The organism is Pantoea sp. SGAir0184, from assembly GCF_043544755.1.
In genome coordinates, this window is record NZ_CP028050.1 from 843,147 (window position 1) to 865,942 (window position 22,796).

Genomic DNA, 22,796 nt, shown 5'->3' on the forward strand with positions numbered 1-22,796 from the left:
CTCAGCGCGTTTTCACTGTGCCTCTGGCAGATGAAACCGGCCTGGAGAGGATGTGAGTAATTCATTGAATTATTCGCGAAGAATACCGGTGTCTGGCGATACCGGCCGTTTTTATGGATGCCATTAAGCTTATAACTGCGCGGGATATCGATAAAATGAACAATATCTCTGTAACGCCTAAAGGCGGAACGATTGCTACTGAAGTGAGCGGTAATCAGGTTAATTTGACTGCTCCCAGTGTGGTTAAGCTCAACCTTAATCAGGCTGATATTAAGTCTTTCACACGCAATGGTAGTGATTTAGTGGTCACCACTAAATCCGGTGAAGTCGTTGTTATTCATAAATTCTACGATGCTAACGGCGACAGCGATCTGGTGCTGCAGGACGACAAAGGCGCGCTGTGGTGGGTGGAAGATCCCGGCACAGAAGGCTTCCAGTTTGTCTCTATCGACAGCACGGAAGGGCTGTTAGCGGAAAACGTCACGGGTGACGGAACACTGACCGCCTTTGGTATCGCCGGCGCTGCGCTGGCCGGTATCGGTGCGCTGATCGCCGGTAACAACGGCGGTGGCGGTGGCGGTGGCGGTGGCGGTGGTGGGGATAACGGCGGCGGCGACAATGGCGGCGGCGGTGATACCACGGCTCCGGCGGCAGTCAGCGATCTGCTGATCACGGATAACGCGGGCAGCGTGCAGGGCGCTATCACGGGCGGCACCAGCACCGATGACAACACGCCTACGCTGAGCGGCACGGCCGAAGCGGGGACCATTGTCAGTATTTACGACGGCACCACGCTGCTGGGCACGGTCACCGTCGGTGCCGATGGCCGCTGGAGCTTCACGACACCTGCCCTGGGTGAAGGGCAGCACAGCCTGACGGTTACCGTCACCGATGCGGCCGGCAACACCAGTCCGGCCACCAGCCCGGTTGATTTCACTGTCGATACGCAGCCACCGGCAGTTGCCACGGACGTGTCCCTGACCAACAACAGCGGCGGCAGCACCACGCCGGTACCAAACGGATCGAGCAGCGATGACAACACGCCGACCCTGAGCGGCCGTGGTGAAGCGGGCGCTGTCGTCAGCGTTTACGATGGTCAGACGCTGCTCGGCACGGCGCTGGTGGGCGCGAACGGCAACTGGAGTTTTACCACGCCAGCGCTGAGCAATGGCAGCCACAGCCTGACCGTGACGCTGACGGACGCTGCCGGCAACGTCAGCGCTGCGTCCTCGCCGTTTGTGGTGACGATTCAGGCGGGCCTGCCCTCAACCAGCAGTTCGCTGCAAATTACCGACGATAGCGATGCCACGCTGCGCACGCTGAGCGATGGCGCCAGCACCAAAGACAGCACGCCGGTGCTGAGCGGCCTGGCGAGCGCTAACGCCGTCATCACGCTGTACAACGGCACCACGCTGCTGGGCAGTACTATTGCCGACGGCAGCGGTCAGTGGCGCTTCACTCCCGCTACGCTGGCAGATGGTACTTACGCGTTCCGCGCGGTTGCCACCGACGCCGCCGGTAACGTCACCACCTCCGTCACCCTGACGGTCACCATTGATACCGTGGCGCCCGGCGCGGCAGGCGATCTGCTGCTGACCGGTGACAGCAATGGCACCGTGACGCCGATTGCCGCCGGCGGCAGCAGCAATGACAACACGCTGTCGCTGAGCGGCACGGCAGAGGCCGGCAGCACCGTTACGGTACGCGATGGCAACGTCGTGCTCGGCACGGCTATCGTCGGCAGTAACGGCAGCTGGAGCTTCACCACGCCAGCGCTTAGCGACGGCAATCACAGCCTGACTACCACGGTAACCGACAGCGCCGGCAACACCGGTCCGGCGTCAGCGGCTATCGTGGTCACCGTCGATACCACCGCACCGGCGGCGATCGGCGATCTGCAGGTGATCGACAACGTGGGTGCCAGCCAGGGCCCGCTGACGTCGGGCGCCACCACCGATGACAACACACCTACCCTGAGCGGCAGCGGCGAAGCCGGTGCGCTGATCAGCATTTACGACGGCAGCACGCTCCTGGGCAATACTCTTGTCGGGGCCAACGGCAGCTGGAGCTTTACCACGCCAGCGCTCAGCAACGGCAGCCACAGCCTGACCGTTACGCAAACCGATGCGGCGGGCAACGTCAGCAGCGCGACCGCGGAATTTGTGGTCAATGTGGATGCTGCGCTGCCACCCGCCAGCGCCAGCATTGAGCTGGTGGGCGACAGCGGCAATACCCTCGTCTCACTGCAAAACGGCGCCGTCACCAATGACGACAGCCCGACCCTCGCCGGCCTGACCCGGGCGGGCAGCCTCGTCCGCATCTTTGACGGCGGCGATCTGCTCGGCAGCACTACCGCCGACGGCAATGGGCAGTGGAGCTTTGCCCTGAGCAACCTGAGTGAGGGCGGCCATGCGTTCAGCGCCACCATTACCGACGTTGATGGCAATGTGATTGACACCGTCACTCTGAACATTACGGTTGATACCACGCCACCGGCGGCAGCCAGCGATCTGGCACTGCTGAACGATGCCGGCAGTACCGCACAGCCGGTAACGGGCGGCAGCACGATCAACGATGCGACACCGCTGCTGAGCGGCACGGCGGAAGCCGGCAGTATTGTCACGATTCGCGATGGCAACACCGTTCTCGGCAGCGTCAGCGTGGCCAGTAACGGCAGCTGGAGCTTCACCACGCCAGCGCTGGGCGAGGGCAATCACAGCCTGAGCACCACGGTGACCGATGCCGCCGGCAACGTCAGCCCGGCATCAACGCCGATCGCCTTTAGCGTTGACACCACCGCGCCTGCCGCCGTCAGCGGCCTGCAGGTGACGGATAACGCGGGCAGCGCCACCGGCGCGCTGGATTCCGGCCAGACCACCGACGATCGCACGCCAACCCTGAGCGGTTCGGCAGAAGCGGGCGCGGTGGTGCGTATCTATGACGGCACCACGCTGCTCGGTAGCGTTACCGCCGGCAGCAACGGCAGCTGGAGCTTTACGCCAGATGCGCTCACCAACGGGCAGCACAGCCTGACCACCACGGTGACTGACGCGGCCGGCAACGTCAGCCCGGCATCGCCGGTGTTCACGGTCAACATTGAGGCGGGCGTGCCGGCCACCAGCAGCCTGCTGATTGTCACCGATGATAACGGCAGCACGCTGGTCGAACTGGCCAATAACGACAGCACCACCGACAGCACGCCGATTCTCAGCGGCCAGGCCGGGGCGGGCGATCTCGTCACCCTGTACAACGGCAGCACGGTTTTGGGCAGCGTGGTCGCGGGCAGCAACGGACAGTGGAGCTTCACGCCAGCGGCGCTGGCCGACGGCACCTACGCATTCCGCGCCAGCGCCGATAACGGCAGCGGCACGGTGACGGATTCGCCGGTAATCACCATCACCATCGACACCGTCGCGCCCGCGGCACCGACAGGCATCCAGCTGACCAACGATGACGGCGATCCGCTGGGCACTGGCAGCACTAACGTCTCTGCGCCAACCCTGAGCGGCAGCGGCGAAGCCGGCGGTGTGGTGATTATCTCCGATGGCGGTACGGTGATTGGCAGCACCACGGTGGGCAACGATGGCAACTGGAGCTTCACCACGCCGCCCCTCAGCGATGGCAGCCATAGCCTGACCAGCACCGTGACCGATGCGGCCGGCAATACTGGCCCGGCGTCAACACCGGTAACCGTCACCGTCGATACGCAGGCACCAGCGGCGGCAGGCAATCTGCAGCTCAGCAATGGCGACGGCACACCGGTTGCCGCGGGCGGCAGCACCAATGACACCACGCCAACCCTAAGCGGTACCGCTGAACCTGGCAGCACGGTGACCGTCAGCGACGGCGATACGGTGCTGGGCACGGCGACGGCAGGCAGCGACGGCAGCTGGAGCTTCACCCCGACCGCTCCGCTGAGCGAAGGGCAGCATAACCTGACGTCCACCGTTACCGACACGGCGGGCAATACCGGGCCGGGCAGTACGGCGGTGATTGTCATCGTCGATACCAGCGCCCCTGCTGTGGCCAGCGAGCTGCTGCTCAGCAACGACCAGAGCGGTACACCGGTGCCGGTCAGCAATGGCCTCACCAATGACACCACGCCGGTGTTGAGTGGCCGCGCGGAACCGGGCAGCACCGTAACCATTTCCGATGGCGATACGGTACTGGGCACCGCCACCGTCGGTAACGACGGCAGCTGGAGCTTCACCGCACCGGTGCTGGCAGCGGGCGACCATAGCCTGACGGCGACGGTGACCGATACCGCTGGCAATACCAGCGAACCCTCGGCCGCCCTCAGCTTTACCATTGATACCACCACGCCAGCCGCGCCGGGCAATGTGCAGCTCAGTGATGATCAGAGCGGCACGCCGGTGCTGATCACCAGCGGTGCCACTAACGACACCACGCCGGTCCTGAGCGGCAGCGGCACCGCCGGCAGCACCATCACCGTCTCGGATGGCAATACCGTGCTGGGCACCACCACGGTCAACGACGACGGCAGCTGGAGCTTCACGCCAGTCACTGCGCTGGGCGAGGGGCAGCACAGCCTGACGGCGACCGAAACCAGTCCGGCTGGCAATACCAGTGCACCGTCGGCTCCGCTGGAGGTGAACATCGATCTCACCGATCCGGCGCCCGCCGCAGACTTGCTGCTGGTTAACGATCAGGGCGCAACGCCGCTGCCGATCGCGGCGGATGGCGTCACTAATGACACCACGCCGCTGTTCAGCGGCAGCGCGGAGCCGGGCAGCCTCGTCGCGATTTACGACAATGGCAGCGTGATTGGCTCGGCGCAGGCCGATGCAAACGGCAACTGGAGCTTCACGCCGGATCCGGCACTGGAGGCGGGCACGCATAGCCTGACCACCATTGTCACCGACACGGCGGGCAACAGCGGGCCAGCGTCTGATGCGTTTGATTTCACTATCGATCTCACCGCACCGTCTGCCGCCGCTGATGTCGTGCTGAACAACGATAACGGCGAGACGCTGCAGCCGATTAACAGCGGCACCGCGACCAACGACACCACGCCGCAGCTGAGCGGCACCGCCGATGCCGGCAGCACCGTCACCATCCTCGATGGCAACACGGTGCTGGGCAGCGTGCTGGTGGGTGCCGGTGGCACATGGACCTATGCGGTACCGACGCTGAGCCAGGGCGAACATAGCCTGACCACGACGGTTACCAGCCCGGCGGGCAACGTTAGCGCACCGTCCGCGGCAATTGATTTTACCGTGGATACCACGGCACCGGCCGAGCCGACCGGCCTGCTGCTGGTGAACGATGAGGTTGATCCGGCCGTACCGGTGGCCTCTGGCGGGGCGACCAACGACACCACACCAGTGTTGAGCGGTAGCGCCGAGCCTGACAGCGTGGTGATCGTGCGCGACAACGGCGTGATCATCGGCTCGGCTACCGCCGGCAATGACGGCAGCTGGCGCTTCACGCCAGATACCGCCCTGGAAGCGGGCAGTCACAGCCTGACGGCCAGCGTCACCGATCCGGCAGGCAACGTCGGGCCGGAGTCAGCGCCGTACACCTTCACCGTTGATCTCACGCCACCGGCAGCGCCAGTGGACGTGGTGCTGAGCAATAACGATGGCAGCACGCTGGTGGCGATTGCCGCCAATGGCGCGACCAACGACACTACGCCGCAGCTCTCCGGCAGCGCCACGGCGGGCAGTATCATCACTGTCTACGATGGCGACAGCACGACGCCGATCGGTTCTGTGACCGTGGGCGCCGATGGCAGCTGGCAGTTTGTTACCGGTACGCTGGACGAGGGCGATCACAGCCTGACGGTAACGGTGACTGATGCGGCGGGTAACGTCAGCGATCCTTCCGCGCCGATTAGCTTTACCGTGGATACCACGGCGCCGGACGCGGTCGTCGATCTGCTGCTGGTGAACAACAATGTCGATCCGGCCACGCCGATCGCCTCAGGCAGCAACACCAATGACAGCACGCCGCTGCTCAGCGGAACGGCGGAGCCGAACAGCACCATCATCGTCTATGACGGACAGACGCCTATCGGCACGGCGACGGCAGGTAACGACGGCGCATGGACCTTCTCACCTGAACTGACCGATGGCTCGCACAGCCTCAGCGTGACGGTCACCGACGTCGCCGGCAATGTCAGTGCACCGAGCGCCAGTGTGGCGATCACCGTCGATACCGTAGCACCGTCGGCGGTCACCCAGCTGAGCGTCGCCAGCGACAATGGCAACGGCGATCCGGTCACCATCCCGAACGGCGGCTTAACCAGTGACAACACGCCGGTGCTGAGCGGCAGCGGCGATCCGGGCAGCCTGATTGTGATTACCTCTCAGAATGGTCCGGTGGGCAGCGTCACTGTCGGCAGCAGCGGCAGCTGGAGCTTCACACCAGCCAGTGCGCTGAGTGACGGCAGCTACACCTTAACCGTTGTGGCGCGCGACGCGGCGGGCAACGTCAGCGCGCCGGTCACGGCACAGCTGGTGATTGACGCCACCGCACCGGATCAGGTGACGGAAATCAGTCTCTCCAATGACAACGGCAGTGCGCTGGTAGATATTCCGTCGGGATCGACCACCAGCGATACCACGCCGTTGCTGGCGGGCGTTGCTGAGCCGGGCAGCACGGTGAACATTCTGGATAATGGCGCGCCGATTGGTACGGCGATTGCGGGCAGTGACGGCGCGTGGAGTTTCAACGTGCCAACCCTCACCAACGCGGCGCACAGCCTGACGGTGACCGTTACCGATGCGGCCGGTAACACCGGACCGGCGTCGGCACCGATTACCTTTACCGTGGATAGCCAGGCTCCGGCCCAGGCCACGCTGGAAGTGAATAACGACAACGGTACCGATCTGGTACTGGTGCCCGATGGCACCTTTACCAATGACAACACGCCACGCCTGAGCGGTACGGCGGAGGCTGACAGCCTGGTGACCATTTACGATGGCAATGTGGTGCTGGGTTCGACCACCGCCAATGCGGCCGGCGAATGGGTGTTCCTGTCGCCCGTGCTCACCGATGGTCAGCACACCCTGACGGCCACGGTGACGGACAGCCTCGGCAACGTCAGTGCGCCGTCTTCCAGCTTCACCGTTCAGGTTGATGCCACGCCACCGCAACCGGTCAGCGCCGTGCTGCTGCAGAATGACAACGATCCGGATAATCCAGTCACTATCGCCAACGGTGGCGCCACCAACGACAACACGCCGCTGCTGAGCGGCAGCGGTGAGGCGGGTGGTCTCGTCAACGTGTACAACGGCAACGTGCTGGTGGGGTCGGCGACGGTGGACACTGAGGGCAACTGGAGCCTGAATACGTCGCCGCTGGATAACGGCAGCTACACGCTGACGGTCGTCGTCAGTGACAACGCGGGTAACGTCAGTGACCCGGTGAGCATTGGCGTAACGGTCAACACCGTCGGGCCGGATCCGGTGCTGTCGTTTGAGGTCAACGCCAATAACGGTCCGACCGCACTGCCGCTGGTGGATGGCAGCTTTACCAACGACACCACGCCGGTGCTGAGCGGAACGGCGCAGGCGGGTGCCATCATCAATCTGTTGCAGGACGATACGGTGATTGGCTCGGTGGTCGCCGATGCCAATGGCGTATGGCGCTTTGAAACCAGCGCGCTGCAGGATGGCAGCTACGCCTTCTCGGTGCAGGTGGTGGATGCCGCTGGCAACGTCAGCGAGCCGGTTGGGCCGGTGAATGTCACCGTCGATACGCTGGTGCCAGACGCGGTTCCTGACCTGGTGGTCGCCGATAACGTGGGTGGCACGACGGGCCCGCTGGATGACGGCGCGTCGACTGATGACAACACGCCAACCCTGAGCGGCACGGCAGAAGCTGGCAGCACGGTGAACATCTACGATGGCACCACGCTGCTGGGCACTGCGCTGGCCGGCTCGGGCGGGGCCTGGAGCTTTACGACCGCGGCGCTCAACAACGGACCTCACAGCTTCACCGTGACCGTCACCGATGCGGCGGGCAACGTCAGCACGGCGACGCCGGCGTTCAGCCTTAACGTGCAGGCCGATCTGCCACCAGCCACCTCGACGCTGCAAATCACTGACGACACGGGCACGACGCTGGTGACGCTGGCAGACGGCGTGGTAACCCGCGACACCACGCCAACGCTCAGCGGCTCTGCCGAAGCCGGTCAGCTGATTCGTATTTATGACGCAAACACGGATGCGGTAATCACCAGCGTTACGGCGGATGCTAACGGCCAGTGGAGCTATACGCCGACACTGGCTGAAGGCAGCTACGCATACTACATTACCGCGCAAAACCCTGGCGGTGATGAGGGGACGCCATCGGCTACCCTCGGCTTCACCGTGGATATCACCGCGCCGGCGGTGGCCGCTGATGTGGTGATCAGCAACGATCGCAGCGGCACGGCGGTGCCGATTAGCGACGGCAGCGTCATCAATGACAACACGCCGGTACTCAGTGGCAGCGCCGAAGTGGGCAGCCTGGTCACAGTGTACGATGGCAACACCGCTATCGCGTCGGTGGTGGTGGGCGCAGGGGGAAGCTGGACGCTGACCACGCCTGCATTGAGCGAAGGGACGCACGCGCTGAGCGTGGGCGTCAGCGATGCGGCGGGTAACAGCAGCGACCGCACCCCGGCGCTTAGCTTCACTGTGGACAGCATCGCACCGAACGCCTCGACGCTGGTCATCACCAACGATGATACCGCGCAGCCGGTGCTCAACGGCGGCTACAGCAGCGATGCCACGCCAACCCTGAGCGGCGTAGCGGAAGCGGGCAGCACGGTCACCATCCTCAACAATGGTGATGTGCTGACCACGCTGACCGTGCCGTCCGGCGGCAACTGGAGCTACACGCCAGCGACAGCGCTAAGTGAAGGATCGCACACCCTGAGCGTTTCGGTGACCGATGCGGCGGGCAACGTCAGCACCAGCACCAGCGCGACGGTAATCGTTGATACCCTGGCGCCGGACGATCTGACGCTCACGGCCAGCAATAACAACGGCAGCACGCCGGTGACGATTGCTGACGGCGATACTACTAATGACAACACGCCGCTGTTACGCGGTGTGGCAGAGGCGGGCAGCGTGGTGACCATTCGCCTCGATGGCGATGTGGTGGCCTCGCTGACGGTCGGCAGCAGCGGTAACTGGAGTTACACCTCTGCGGCACTGAGCGACGGCAGTCACACCTTCAGCGTCACGGAAACGGACGCGGCGGGTAACACCGGCGAGGCGCTCAGCGTGACGCTGATCGTTGATGCGACGCCACCGCTGGTGGCTACCAACCTGACCATCACTAACGATGTGACCGGCGTCAGCATACCGGCTGGCGGCGCGACTAACGACACTACGCCAACGCTGAGCGGCAGCGCCGAGGCCAACACCACGGTTAGCGTTTATGACGGCAATACGCTGCTCGGCACGGCGCTCGTGAACGGCAGCGGCGCATGGAGCTTTGTCTCACCGACACTGGGTAACGGCGCGCATGCGCTGAGCGTGGTGGTCACCGATGCGGCGGGCAATACCGGCCCGCGCACCACGCCGGTGACCATCACCGTCGATACCGTTGCGCCGGGCGCGGCCACGCTGGTGGTCACCAACGACGTCAGCGGCAGCGTCATCCCGAATGGCGGCGTCACCAGCGATACCACGCCGGTGTTGAGCGGTCGGGCGGAGGCGGGCAGCATCGTCACCGTGCTGGATGGCACCACGCTGGTCGGTTCCGCGCTGGTGGGCAGTGACGGTAACTGGACGCTGACGCCAGCCACGGCGCTGAGCGAAACGCTCCATACGCTCAACGTCACGGTCACCGATGCGGCCGGTAACGTCAGTGCCACCACCAGCGCCACGCTGGTGATCGACACCACGCCGCCGGTGGCTATCACCGGGCTGGCAGCGGTAAACAACAACGGCAGCACGCCGGTGGCGATTGCGGCGGGTGGCGTCACTAATGACAGCACGCCACGCCTGAGCGGCACGGCGGAAGCCAACAGCATTGTGACCATCCGCGATGGTGATACGGTGCTGGGTTCGGTTACCGCCGCCAGCAACGGCAGCTGGAGCTTCGTCACTGGCACCTTGTCTGACGGTTTACACTCCTTCAGCGTGACGGCCACCGATGCAGCAGGCAATACCGGTCCCGCAGCGTCCCTGGCGCTGACCGTCGACACCGCCCCGCCGCTGGCGGCAACCGGGCTGACGCTGACCAACGACGTCACCGGTGTGGCTATCGTTAATAACGGGGTCACCAACGACAGCACGCCGACGCTGCAGGGCACGGCGGAAGCGAACGCGATTGTCACGGTTTACGATGGCAACGCGCTGCTCGGAACGGTGCAGGCTAACGCCAGCGGCAGCTGGAGCTTCGTCTCGCCGACGCTGAGTAATGCCGCCCACGCGCTGAGCGTGACGGTGACCGACAGCGCGGGCAACGTCAGTCCCCGTTCTGAGGTGATTAACCTCACCGTGGATACGGTGGCGCCAGCGAACACCAGTCTCACCATTATTAATGATGCGACCGGTGCCACCATCGTCAACGGTGGTGCGACCAACGACACCACGCCAACGCTGCGCGGCAGCGTCAGCGCGGCGGAGGCCGGGGCACGCGTCACCATTCTGGACAACGGTCTGGCACTGGGCACGGCGATTGTGCAGGCGGACGGCAGCTGGAGCTTCACGCCACTGGCGGCGCTGAGCGCCGGTCCGCACCCGATCACGGTGACGGTAACGGATGCCGCAGGTAACGTCAGCGGCACCACCGCGGCCACGGTGATCATCGATACCACGGCACCGGCGGCCATCACCAATCTGCTGGCGCTCAACAACAACGGCAGCACGGCGGTGACCATTCCGAATAATGGCGTCACCAACGATAGCACGCCGCTGTTGAGCGGCAACGGCGAGGCGGGCGCGCGCATCACGGTGTACGACGGCACCACATTGCTGGGCAGCACCACGGTGGGCAGCAACGGCAGCTGGAGCTTCGTGGTGGGCAACGCGCTGAGCAACGGCAGCCACACGCTCAACGTGACGCAGACCGACCCGGCGGGCAACGTCAGCCCGCAGGTGTCGACCACGCTGATCGTCGATACCGTGGTGCCGGTTGCCAGTACGCTGACCATCATTGATGACATCAGCGGTACGCCGGTGACGCTGGCGAACGGCGCCTTTACGCGCGATACCACGCCAACGCTGCGCGGCACCACGGAAGCGGGTGCCGTGGTCACCATCTACGACGGTGCCAGCGCCATTGGTTCTGTGACCGCGGGGAGTGATGGCAGTTGGAGCTTCACCACCGCCACGCTGGCGAACGGCGCGCACACGCTGAGCACCACGGTGACCGATGCGGCGGGTAACGTCAGCACCGGCAACATCACGGCGACGGTAAATGTGGATACCCTGCCTCCGGCGGCGGTAAGCGGGCTGGCGATCAACAGCGCCGGTACCCTCGTCACCGGTAGCGGTGAAGTGGGGGCCACGGTGACGGTGCGCGATGCCAGCGGCAACGCGCTCGGTACCACCACGGTCGGCAGCGGCGGCAACTGGTCGGTGACGCTCACCACCGCGCAGATCACCGGTGCGCCGCTCTCGGTGATCCAGACGGATCGCGCCGGTAACGTCTCGCCGGGGGCCTCGCTGACCGGTGCGATTCGCATCGTGGCGACCAACGACAGCAACGAGGTGGATTACACCAGCACGCAGGCAACGGTGAACAACGGTACGGTCAACTCGTCGCACACCGCGCTGCTGACCGTGGGGCTGGGTACGGTGCTCAATGCCAGCGTACTGAACAACGGTAATGCTTACCTGTTCAGCGTGGGTAACGATGACAGCCGTACCGTGACGCTCAACGGTTCGGTAACCAGCCTCGGCGTGGCCGCCAACTATTCGTTAAACCTGTACGAACAGCAGGCGAACGGCTCGTGGCAGTTGATCAGTATTAAGACCAACTACATTAACGCGCTGCTGACGATCGGTACGCTGAAAGGGGCAAACGTAACCTACACCGGACTGGGGACCGGCAACTATGCGGTGGTGGTGGCAGCCACCACCAACATTAGTGTGTTGCCAACCACCACGGTAAGTACGGTGTCGGATTTCACCACGCTGGCGGTCACCACCGCCGCGACGGTCACCGGTAACCTGCTGACCAACGACACCAGCTCCATCGCCGGGACGATTCCGTCCGGCACGGCGGTGGCGTCGGTGGGCAGCAGCGCGGTGGCGTCCAGCGGCAATACGGTGATCAACACCACCTACGGTACGCTGACCATTGATGCGAAGGGTAACTACACCTACACGCTGAAGGCCGGGCTGGATATCGATACCCTGCCATCCGCAGACACCTTCACCTACTCGGTGCGGGATGCCAGCGGTGCAGTGACCTCGGCGACGCTGACGGTGACGTTGCATAACGGTGCGGCCACCGCGCTGTTCGCCACCACCAGTCTGGCGGCGGAAACCACCACCAGCAGCGAGCATGATGCCAGCGGCAGCATCTGGGGAGACAGCAACGTCAGCCACAGCGGCACGCTGAGCATCCTCAATGAGCACGGCGATCTCACCACCGTGAGCAGCGTGGGCAGCACGGCGGTGGCCGGGGACTTTGGTGTGCTGACCATCGCCGCCAACGGCAGCTATACCTATACCCTGAACGCGGATGTGAATATCCAGAACATCACGCATAAGGAGGTGTTTACCTACACCCTGGCGTCGTCCGACGGCACCATCACCAGCAACACCTTTACCATTGAGCTTCACCCGACCATCACGGGCAGCGCCGCGGCTGACAGCCTCACCAGCAGCGCCTACGACGACACCATCACCAGCGGTGCCGGCGCAGATACGCTGGTTTATCACCTGCTGAGCAGCGCAGATGCCACCGGCGGCAACGGTCACGACACCTGGACCGACTTCAGCGTCGCGCAGGGTGACAAGATCGACGTCAGCAGTCTGCTGATCGGCTGGAATGATTCCACCAGTAATATCAATGACTTTGTGAAAGTGGATCATACCGCGGACGGCAATACGGTGTTGTCGATTGACCGTGACGGCAGCGGCACGGGGTACAGCAGTACGCAGCTGATTACCCTGGAAGGCGTAAACGTCTCACTGGAGGAGTTGCTGCAGCAACCGCATCAAAACCACACGGCTTAGTGGGTGTAACGCAGGGAAGCATAACGGGCACAGGGAGGTGCCCCTTTCTCTCTTTTACTGGTGAACAATCGATGGATCTGATGCAATCAGGCGCAACAACTCGCCGTACCTGTAAGCTCAGCGCCCTGTGTGCTGGCATTGTGTTTTTTCACAGTTCTCATCTTATGGCTGCCAGTGATGCCGTGACGCAGGCGGGGCGCATAACCTCAGCCGGTCTGGCGCAGCAGCAGGATCTTCCCTCCTTAACCGGTCAGGTGGCCGAACCCGCGCTGGCTAACGTGCCGGATACCTTAACCCTTAACCAGGCCGTACAGCGTGCCATCCAGTGGCATCCGGACATCGCACAGGCGATTGGCAAAATGCTGGAGCAGGCCAGCCAGGTCGATGTGGCGCAGGCCAAATACTATCCGCAAATCAGTGCCGGCATGAACAACGGCTACAGCAACGCCTACAGCGAAAAAGGCTTCAGCCCGTCATTTGTGCTGTCGGTATCACAGATGCTGTATGACTTCGGCAAAGTCAGCAGTTCGGTGCGCTCCGCCGAAGCCGGAGTGGCGCAGGAGCAGGCCAGCGTGCTGGTGAGTATTGATACCGTCGCGCACGACACCGCCGCCGCGCTGGTGCAGGTGCAGGGCTATCAGCAACTGGTGAAGATCGCCCAGGATCAGCTGACGGCGCTGAGTAAGATTGGCGATCTGGCGCGTCAGCGCAATGAAGAGGGGGCAGCATCGCTCTCGGACGCCACCCAGACCGACGCGCGTATCGAAGGCGCGCGCACCACGCTGACCCAGTATCAGGCCAGCCTCAACCGCTGGCGTGCCACGCTGGCCAGCTATCTCGGCTGGCCACTGGTGAAAAAGGTCAGCGATGCGTTTCCGCCCAGCCTGACGCGCGCCTGCGCGGTGGGCAAAGCTGACGACAAATCCAATCCGGCGGTGCTGGCGGCGTGGGCGCAGGCACGGCAGGCGCAGGCTAAACTGGATAACGCCAACGCGCAGAATTTACCCACCATTTCGCTGGAACCGCAGGTCACGCATTACCTCAACAATCACTACTCCGGCAGCGAAACGCTCGACCGCACCCAGTATTCCGCGTTCGTTAAAGTTGAGATGCCGCTGTATCAGGGCGGCGGCATTACCGCGGCGCGCGATGCGGCGGCCAGCGCGCTGCAGGCGGCCAATGCGGCGGTAAACTCGGCGCGTCTCAAAGCGCAGCAGCAGCTCAGCGAATCGCAAACCGAAGCGCTGAGCCTGTCGCAGAGCCTGGCGATCATGTCGCGCCAGCAGACGCTGGGCGAGAAGACGCAGCAGCTGTATCAGGATCAGTATCTGCAGCTCGGCACCCGTCCGCTGCTGGACGTGCTCAACGCCGAACAGGAAGTGTTTCAGACGCGCTTCGCCATGCAGCAAACCATCAGTCAGTTACGTTCACTGCAGCTCGACTGCTTATACAGCACCGGGCAGATGCGGTCAGCGTTTGCGCTGAATAACCAGCGCATCCAGTCCGTGGAGATCCAGCCATGACGCAATTACAGATTCCGGACGCCCCCAATGGCAATCCCGCCAGCGCCGCCGGTGGCGAGGTGCCGCTACACGGCTGGGCCACCGCCATTATTCTCATCGCGACCCATTATCGCCTGCCGTGCTCGCCGGGCATGATCATGGCTGCCAGCGAATGGCAGGGCAAACAGTCACATGATAAAGCACTGCGCCATCTGGCGCGTCAGGCCGGGCTGTCGCTGCAGCTGTATGAAGAGCATCAGTGGGAGATCAGCAGCTGGCGCTTGCCGCTGGCGGTGGAACTGAGCGACGGCCAGGTTGGCGTCATCACCAGCTTTGATGGCGATGACACGGTGCGCGTGCACCTGGCCGGCGATGAACAACCGGCGCCGATCGCGCTGAACACGCTGCTGCCGCAGATCCGCTACGCCGCGGCGCTGCGTCCGGTGACGGCCGCCAAAGATAGCCGTTTCGATCGCTATCTCGCCACGGTCAGGCCCGACTGGCTGCGCCGTCTGGTGCTGCACGACATGCGTCCTTACGGCTACGTGATGCTGGGATCGTTCCTGATAAACCTGCTGGCGCTGGTCGGCATCATCTTCTCGATGCAGGTGTACGATCGGGTGATCCCGGCACAGTCGTACCCCACGCTGTACGTGCTGTATATCGGGGTGATCCTCTCGGTGGTGTTCACCTATATTCTGCGCGTCGGTCGCGATCACGTCACCGATCTGCTCGGCAAGCGCGCCGATATGCGCGTCTCCGATCGCGTGTTCGGCCACGCGCTGCGGCTGCGTAACAGTGCGGTGCCGCGATCGACCGGTACCTTTATCTCGCAGCTGCGCGAGCTGGAAGCGGTGCGCGAAATGGTGACGTCGACCACGGTGACGGCGATCGTCGATATGCCGTTCTTCCTGCTGTTTATGCTGGTGATGGCGATCATCGCGCCGCAGCTGGCGTGGATCGCGCCGGTGGCGGTGCTGCTGATGATCCTGCCCGGCGTGCTGAGCCAGAAAAAACTGGCGAAGCTGGCGCAGCAAAACCTGAAAGAGTCGACGCTGCGCAACGCAGTGCTGGTGGAGAGCGTGCAGGGGCTGGAAGATATCAAGCTGATGCAGGCGGAGGATCGCTTTCTGCAGCAGTGGAACAGCTATATCCGCATCACCGCGCAGTCGGGCGTCGAGATGCGCAAAGTGATGCATGCGCTGATCAGCTGGGGCGTCACCATTCAGGGACTGGTGTACGCCAGCGTGATCGTGGTCGGAGCGCCGATGGTGATCAACGGCGATATCACCACCGGGGCGATTGTCGCCGCGTCGCTGTTGTCTTCGCGCATGATTGCGCCGATGGCGACGCTGTGTGGCGTGCTGGCGCGCTGGCAGCAGGTAAAAGCGGCGAAGAGCAGCCTCGATGCGCTGATGAATCTGCCGGTGGAGAACAGTAAAGACGAAACGCGCATTCACTGTCCGGTGCTGTTTGGCCACTATCAGTTCACCGATGCCATGTTCCGCTACTACAGCGATTCGCTGACGGTGGCACTGCGCATCAAGACGCTGACCATCAAGCCGGGTGAGCGTATCGCCGTGCTGGGGCGCAACGGCTCTGGCAAATCCACGCTGCTGCAGGCGATGGCCGGCGGCATGGATCTGGTGGGCGGCGAGCTGCGGCTGGACAACCTCAGCCTGCCGCATATTGATGTCGCGGACGTGCGGCGCAACGTCGGGCTGCTGACGCAGAACGCGCGGCTGTTCCACGGTACGCTGCGGGAAAACCTCACCATGGGCGCGGCGCACGCCACCGACGAAGCGATTTTTGCCGCGCTGACGGTCAGTGGCGGGGCCGATTTTATTCGCCGTCTGCCGCTCGGGCTCGATCATCCGGTCATGGAGGGCGGCGTCGGGCTGTCCGGCGGTCAGCGCCAGTCGCTGCTGCTGGCGCGCATGCTGCTGCGCGATCCTAATATCGTGTTGCTGGATGAGCCGACCGCTTCGCTCGACGATCATACCGAGAAGGATTTTATTGAGCGGCTGGGCGCCTGGCTGAATGGCCGCACGCTGATCGTGGCGACGCACCGCGCGGCGATTCTGTCGCTGGTGGATCGCATACTGGTGCTGAAAGAGGGGCAGCTGGTAATGGACAGCCCGAAAGAGAACGCGCTGCCGGCACCGCGCGCCAGCGGAGCGGCGGGGGAGGGACAGGCATGATGAAACAATTGCCGGCAAAACTGCGGCTGGTGACCGCAGCGGAGGTGGATTCGTCCGACGATCTGCTCGGTGAACTGAAATCGGAAAGCCACTACACCGGCGCAGTGCGGCTGATCGTCATCAGCACCGCGCTGATCGTGGTGGCGCTGGTGTGGGCGTGGTTTGGCATGCTGGATGAGGTCTCAACCGGCACCGGGAAGGTGATCCCCAGTTCGCGCGAGCAGGTGCTGCAGTCGCTGGAGGGCGGCATTCTTACGGAACTGTATGTGCATGAGGGCGATCGCGTGCAGGCCGGGCAGATCGTGGCGAAACTGGATGCCACGCGCTCGCAGTCCAGCGTCGGCGAGAGCGCGGCGCGCTACCGGGCCGCGCTGGCAGCGGCCTCGCGCCTGCGTGCGGAAGTGAACGATGATCCGCTTACGTTTCCCGCCGAGCTGAAGGGCTACCCGGATCTTATCGCGGCGGAAACCCGGCTGTATAACACCAAACGCGCCCAGCTCAATGATGCAACCCGGCAGTTTAAGGAGTCGCTGGCGCTGGCTAATCGCGAACTGGCGATCACCCAGCGACTGGCGAAAACCGGTGCCGCCAGCAGCGTGGAAGTGCTGCGCTTACAGCGCGATAAGTCTGACCTGGAGCTGAAACTTACCGATATGCGCTCGCAGTATTATGTGCAGGCGCGCGAAGAGTTGGCGAAGGCCAGCGCCGAAGCCGACAGCCTGGCGCAGGTGATTAAAGGACGCGAAGATACCGTAACGCGTCTGACCATCCGCGCGCCGATGCGCGGCATCGTGAAAAACATCAAAGTCTCGACGGTGGGCGGGGTGATTCCGCCCAACGGTGAGTTGATGAACATCGTACCGATGAACGATCGGCTGCTGATTGAAGCACGCCTTTCGCCGCGCGATATTGCTTTTATCCATCCCGGCCAGCGCGCGGTGGTAAAAATCTCCGCTTACGATTACGCCATCTACGGCGGCCTGAACGGCGTGGTGGAAAGCATTTCGCCGGATACCATCCAGGATGAAGTTAAACCGGAGATTTACTACTACCGCGTGTTTATTCGTACTGATAACGACTATGTGCAGAACAAGGCTGGCCGGCGCTTTGCCATCAGCCCTGGCATGGTATCCACCGTGGATATCAAAACCGGCGAGAAGAGCATCATGGATTATCTGGTCAAACCGTTTAACAAGGCCAAAGAGGCGATGCGCGAGCGCTAATTGCGATGCGCGGCAATCTCGGCGATAATCACGCCCATCAATCCCTTCCTCGTCGGGCCTAACGACGCGGAGGGGATTTTTTTCATCTATACCTTAACTGGCTAACCGATTTAAGGATTTAAGAGGACTCGTTATGTACAACACGCTGGGCAATCAGTACGACAACTCCCTGGTTTCTAACGCCTTCGGTTTCATGCGTTTTCCGCTGAACTTCCAGCCTTACGACAGCGACGCCGAGTGGGTGATTACCGGCGTGCCGTTTGATGCCGCGACGTCAGGCCGGCCGGGCAGCCGTTTAGGGCCGGGCGCGATCCGTCAGATCTCTACTAACCTGGCGTGGGAAGGCTGCCGCTGGCCGTGGGATTTCGATCTGCGTCAGCGCCTCAACGTGGTGGACTGCGGCGATCTGGTGTACGCCTTCGGTGATTCACAGGATCTGTCCGACAAGCTGCAGGCGCACGCGGAAAAGCTGCTGGCGAACGGCAAGCGCATGCTGACTTTTGGCGGTGATCACTATGTCACACTGCCGCTGCTGCGTGCGCACGCTAAACACTTCGGTAAGATGGCGCTGGTGCACTTCGATGCGCATACCGATACCTACTCCAACGGCCCGACTTTTGACCACGGCACCATGTTCTACACTGCGCCGCAGGAAGGGCTGATCGATCCGCAGCATTCGGTGCAGATTGGTATCCGTACCGAGTTCGATAAGAGCCTGGGCTTCAACGTGCTGGACGCCGCGCAGGTTAATGACCGCAGCGTGGATGACATTCTGGCCGAAGTGAAGCGCACCGTGGGCGATCTGCCGGTGTACCTGACGTTTGATATCGACTGCCTCGATCCGGCCCATGCGCCAGGCACCGGTACGCCAGTGATTGGCGGCCTGACCAGCGATAAAGCCACCAAGCTGATTCGCGGCCTGCAGGGTATGAACATTGTGGGGATGGATCTGGTGGAAGTGGCACCGGGTTACGATCACGCCGACCTGACCTCACTGGCTGCTGCCACGCTGGCGCTGGATATGCTGCACGTGCAGGCGGCGAATAAAGGTTAAGCGGCGGTGCGGGCGGCTGCCCTCACCCTGACCCTCTCCCCCAGGAGAGGGAACCGATCGAGCGGGCGGTGAGAACAGCACAGACTGCTCCCTCTCCCGCGTGCGGGAGAGGGAGGCGATCGAGCTGGCGGTGAGAACAGCACGGACTGCGCCCTCTCCCTCAGGAGAGGGAACCGATCGAGCGGGCGGTGATAACAGCACGGACTGCTCCCTCTCCCGCGTGCGGGAGAGGGCTGGGGTGAGGGGAAGAGCGGCGACTACTTACCATCCGCCGCGATGCGGTCGCGAATATGCTGCGCGCGCGACTCAGAATCCGGATGCGAGTCAAACATTGAGCTCTGGCGGCCCTGATCCAGCTTCGCCAGCTTCTCGAAGCTGGTCGCCAGACCAAGCGGATTAATGCCGCGCTTCTTCAGCAGATCGTACGAATAGTCATCCGCCTGCGACTCCTGGGTCTGTGAGAACTGCGCGTTAACCAGCTTCTCGCCCATCTCGCCCAGCTGTGACTGCGACAGCGAACCAATCACGCCACCCACCGACGCCGCAGCGTTGCGTGCCGCCGTGGTCGCGAAAGCCACCTGCATTGCTTTGCGCGTATGGCCGAGCGCGACGTGGCCCATTTCATGGCCGAGCACGCCTTCCACTTCGTTGTCGCTCATCATATCCATCAGACCGCTATAAACGCGGATACAGCCATTCGCCATCGCCCAGGCGTTGACGTCTTTGGTCAGATACACCTTGTAGTTGGCCGGTACGCCGTTGATGTTATCGCCCAGCGCGGCGGCGATTTTGTTCAGCCGCTGCTGATAGCTGCTGTTGGCTGGCGCCAGCTGGTTCTCTTTATCCATCTGGGCACATGACTGATCGCTCAGCTCTTTAACCTGGGCATCATTCAGCGAGTAAGCCTGAAACGCCTGCGCGCCAGACTGCAACAGTGCGTTATTATCCATTCCTTCGCAGCCGCTCAGCAGCGAAACCATTCCCAGCGCGACAACCATGGCGCGAATTTTCATATCAGCATCCTTTGAGTAACAAGTAGAGAAAACAAACACCTGAAAAACCACGCAGGTGTTTAAACGCATTGGTTATAGCGTGCCAGGGGCGGATTGGCTAGCAGACAGGCCCCGAAATGCAACCCTGAACCGCAGATTTAGCATCCTGATACATGTACTTTTGCCCCGATTTTCATGTACATTGATGTGCGACTTTTTTCTCGCTTCGCCTTATAACTCATTAATTACAATCAGTTAAGCGTGGCGGAGCATTAATCCGACCTGGAGTAGAAGATGCCCTCTCGTAAAGAGCTTGCCAACGCCATTCGCGCGTTAAGTATGGATGCAGTACAGAAAGCGAAATCGGGACATCCGGGTGCCCCAATGGGCATGGCCGATATCGCTGAAGTGCTGTGGCGTGATTTCCTGAACCACAATCCAACTAACCCGCTGTGGGCAGATCGCGACCGTTTCGTGCTGTCCAACGGCCACGGCTCGATGCTGATTTACAGCCTGCTGCACCTCACCGGCTATGACCTGCCGATGAGCGAGCTGCAGAACTTCCGTCAGCTGCACTCTAAAACCCCAGGCCACCCGGAATACGGCTACACCGCAGGCGTAGAAACCACCACCGGCCCACTGGGTCAGGGCATCGCGAACGCCGTGGGCTTCGCCATTGCTGAGCGCACGCTGGCGGCGCAGTTCAACCGTCCGGGCCATGACATCGTAGACCATCACACTTACGTGTTCATGGGCGACGGCTGCATGATGGAAGGCATCTCACACGAAGTGTGCTCCATCGCCGGTACCCTGAAGCTCGGCAAGCTGGTGGCGTTCTATGACGACAACGGCATCTCTATCGACGGTCACGTGGATGGCTGGTTCACCGACGACACCGCCAAACGCTTCGAAGCCTACGGCTGGCACGTGGTGCGTGGCGTGGACGGTCACGACGCCGACGCGATCAAAAAAGCGGTAGAAGAAGCCAAAGCGGTCACCGACAAGCCATCGCTGCTGATGTGCAAAACCATCATCGGTTTCGGTTCCCCGAACAAAGCCGGTACGCACGATTCGCACGGTGCCCCGCTGGGTGACGACGAAATCGCGCTGACCCGCAAACAGCTGGGCTGGAACTACGCGCCATTTGAAATTCCTTCTGATATCTACGCACAGTGGGATGCCAAAGAAGCCGGCCAGGCGAAAGAGAAAGCCTGGGACGAGAAGTTTGCTGCTTACGCCGCTGCGCATCCGGAACTGGCCACAGAGTTCAAACGCCGCGTGAACAACGAGCTGCCCGCTAACTGGCAGGCGGAATCGCAGAAGTTCATCGAGCAGCTGCAGGCTAATCCGGCAAAAATCGCCAGCCGTAAAGCGTCGCAGAATGCCATCGAAGCCTTCGGTAAGCTGCTGCCAGAATATCTGGGCGGCTCGGCTGACCTGGCACCAAGCAACCTGACCATGTGGTCTGGCTCGAAGCCGATCAATGAAGATGCCGCAGGCAACTACATTCATTACGGCGTGCGTGAGTTTGGTATGACTGCCATCGCCAACGGTATTGCGCTGCACGGTGGCTTCCTGCCGTACACCGCAACCTTCCTGATGTTCGTCGAATACGCGCGTAACGCAGCACGTATGGCGGCGCTGATGAAAATCCGTCAGGTGATGGTTTATACCCACGACTCTATCGGTCTGGGTGAAGATGGCCCGACGCACCAGCCGGTTGAGCAGATGGCCAGCCTGCGCACCACCCCGAACATGAGCCTGTGGCGTCCGTGTGACCAGGTAGAGTCTGCGGTGGCATGGAAATACGCTATCGAGCGCGTTGACGGCCCATCAGCCCTGATCTTCTCGCGTCAGAACCTGGCGCAGCAGGATCGTAGCGCTGAGCAGCTGGCTAACGTGGCGCGCGGTGGTTACGTGCTGAAAGATTGCGACGGCACGCCGGAGCTGATTCTGATTGCGACCGGTTCTGAAGTTGAGCTGGCAGTCGGCGCTTACGAGCAGCTGAGCGCGGAAGGTCGTAAGGTGCGCGTGGTGTCCATGCCGTCTACCGATGCGTTTGATAAGCAGGATGCGGCTTATCGTGAGTCTGTGCTGCCGAAAGCGGTTGGCGCACGCGTTGCTATCGAAGCCGGTATTGCGGATTACTGGTTTAAATACACCGGCCTGCACGGTGCCATCGTTGGCATGACCACCTTCGGTGAGTCAGCGCCAGCTGAGAAGCTGTTCGAAGAGTTCGGCTTCACCGTGGCCAACGTGGTGAAAACCGCGAAATCGATTCTGTAATTTCGCGTAACAAGTCGCGCCGCTGCGCGTTGTAGCGGCGCGATTCATCGCGCATTTCTGCTGCCATCCTTATGCTTTACCACGCGCAATAAATTGCGCCGCGACACCGATGTGCAGATCGGCGGCCCTGTTATCGCCTGAACCTGAAACGGTTCAATTATTCCTGCAGTAATAATTGTCATTGCCTGAATTTGTGACGCAGATCCAATAATCAGCAGCACAGTTGATCGCAATCATTCCTGTTATTCCTTCCATGCTTTATTCTCGCTGAACCGTTTCAGTTGCAGCCGTGTGCTCTCCGTCAGCAACCGTAACCGGGCAAGAATTCCCTGTACAAAACGCAGCGAAACGCTCAAGGTATTTGGCACGTTTTTTCAGGTGTGGCTG

The 22,796-nt window shown here is 62.3% G+C and carries 7 protein-coding genes; 6 read left to right on the top strand and 1 reads right to left on the bottom strand.

Features of this window, described 5'->3' with window-relative positions; translation table 11 throughout:
- Window positions 1–155: 155 nt before the first annotated feature.
- The 5 genes from C1N60_RS03905 (at window position 156) to speB (ending at window position 19,131) form a co-directional block, all read left to right on the top strand.
- Window positions 156–13,151: an Ig-like domain-containing protein gene (locus tag C1N60_RS03905; RefSeq protein WP_394521420.1), complete on the top strand. Its 12,996-nt coding sequence runs from the start codon at window positions 156–158 to the stop codon at window positions 13,149–13,151.
- A 71-nt stretch (window positions 13,152–13,222) separates the two neighbouring features.
- The gene (locus C1N60_RS03910; RefSeq protein WP_031279469.1) at window positions 13,223–14,674 is read left to right on the top strand and encodes a TolC family outer membrane protein; all 1,452 of its coding nucleotides are present in this window, start codon (window positions 13,223–13,225) and stop codon (window positions 14,672–14,674) included.
- Window positions 14,671–16,854 carry a type I secretion system permease/ATPase gene (locus tag C1N60_RS03915; RefSeq protein ID WP_394521421.1) on the top strand — a complete coding sequence of 728 codons (2,184 nt, stop codon included), beginning with the start codon at window positions 14,671–14,673 and terminating at the stop codon, window positions 16,852–16,854. Before C1N60_RS03910 ends, C1N60_RS03915 begins: the two co-directional genes overlap by 4 nt.
- Entirely contained in the window at window positions 16,854–18,077 is a 1,224-nt protein-coding gene (locus C1N60_RS03920; protein ID WP_369974314.1) for an HlyD family type I secretion periplasmic adaptor subunit, read from the top strand. The genes C1N60_RS03915 and C1N60_RS03920 overlap by 1 nt, the downstream gene beginning before the upstream one ends.
- 133 nt (window positions 18,078–18,210) lie before the next feature.
- Complete coding sequence (speB, locus tag C1N60_RS03925) at window positions 18,211–19,131, top strand: agmatinase (RefSeq protein ID WP_021506644.1); 921 nt, start codon at window positions 18,211–18,213, stop codon at window positions 19,129–19,131.
- 257 nt (window positions 19,132–19,388) lie between these two features.
- Here the strand turns inward: speB and C1N60_RS03930 are convergent, their stop codons facing one another.
- Window positions 19,389–20,144 carry a metalloprotease LoiP gene (locus C1N60_RS03930; protein WP_021506645.1) on the bottom strand — a complete coding sequence of 252 codons (756 nt, stop codon included), beginning with the start codon at window positions 20,142–20,144 and terminating at the stop codon, window positions 19,389–19,391.
- Between the two features lie 273 nt (window positions 20,145–20,417).
- Here C1N60_RS03930 and tkt point away from each other — a divergent pair, with 273 nt between their 5' ends.
- Entirely contained in the window at window positions 20,418–22,409 is a 1,992-nt protein-coding gene (tkt, locus tag C1N60_RS03935; protein WP_058771542.1) for a transketolase, read from the top strand.
- The last annotated feature ends 387 nt before the right edge of the window (window positions 22,410–22,796 follow it).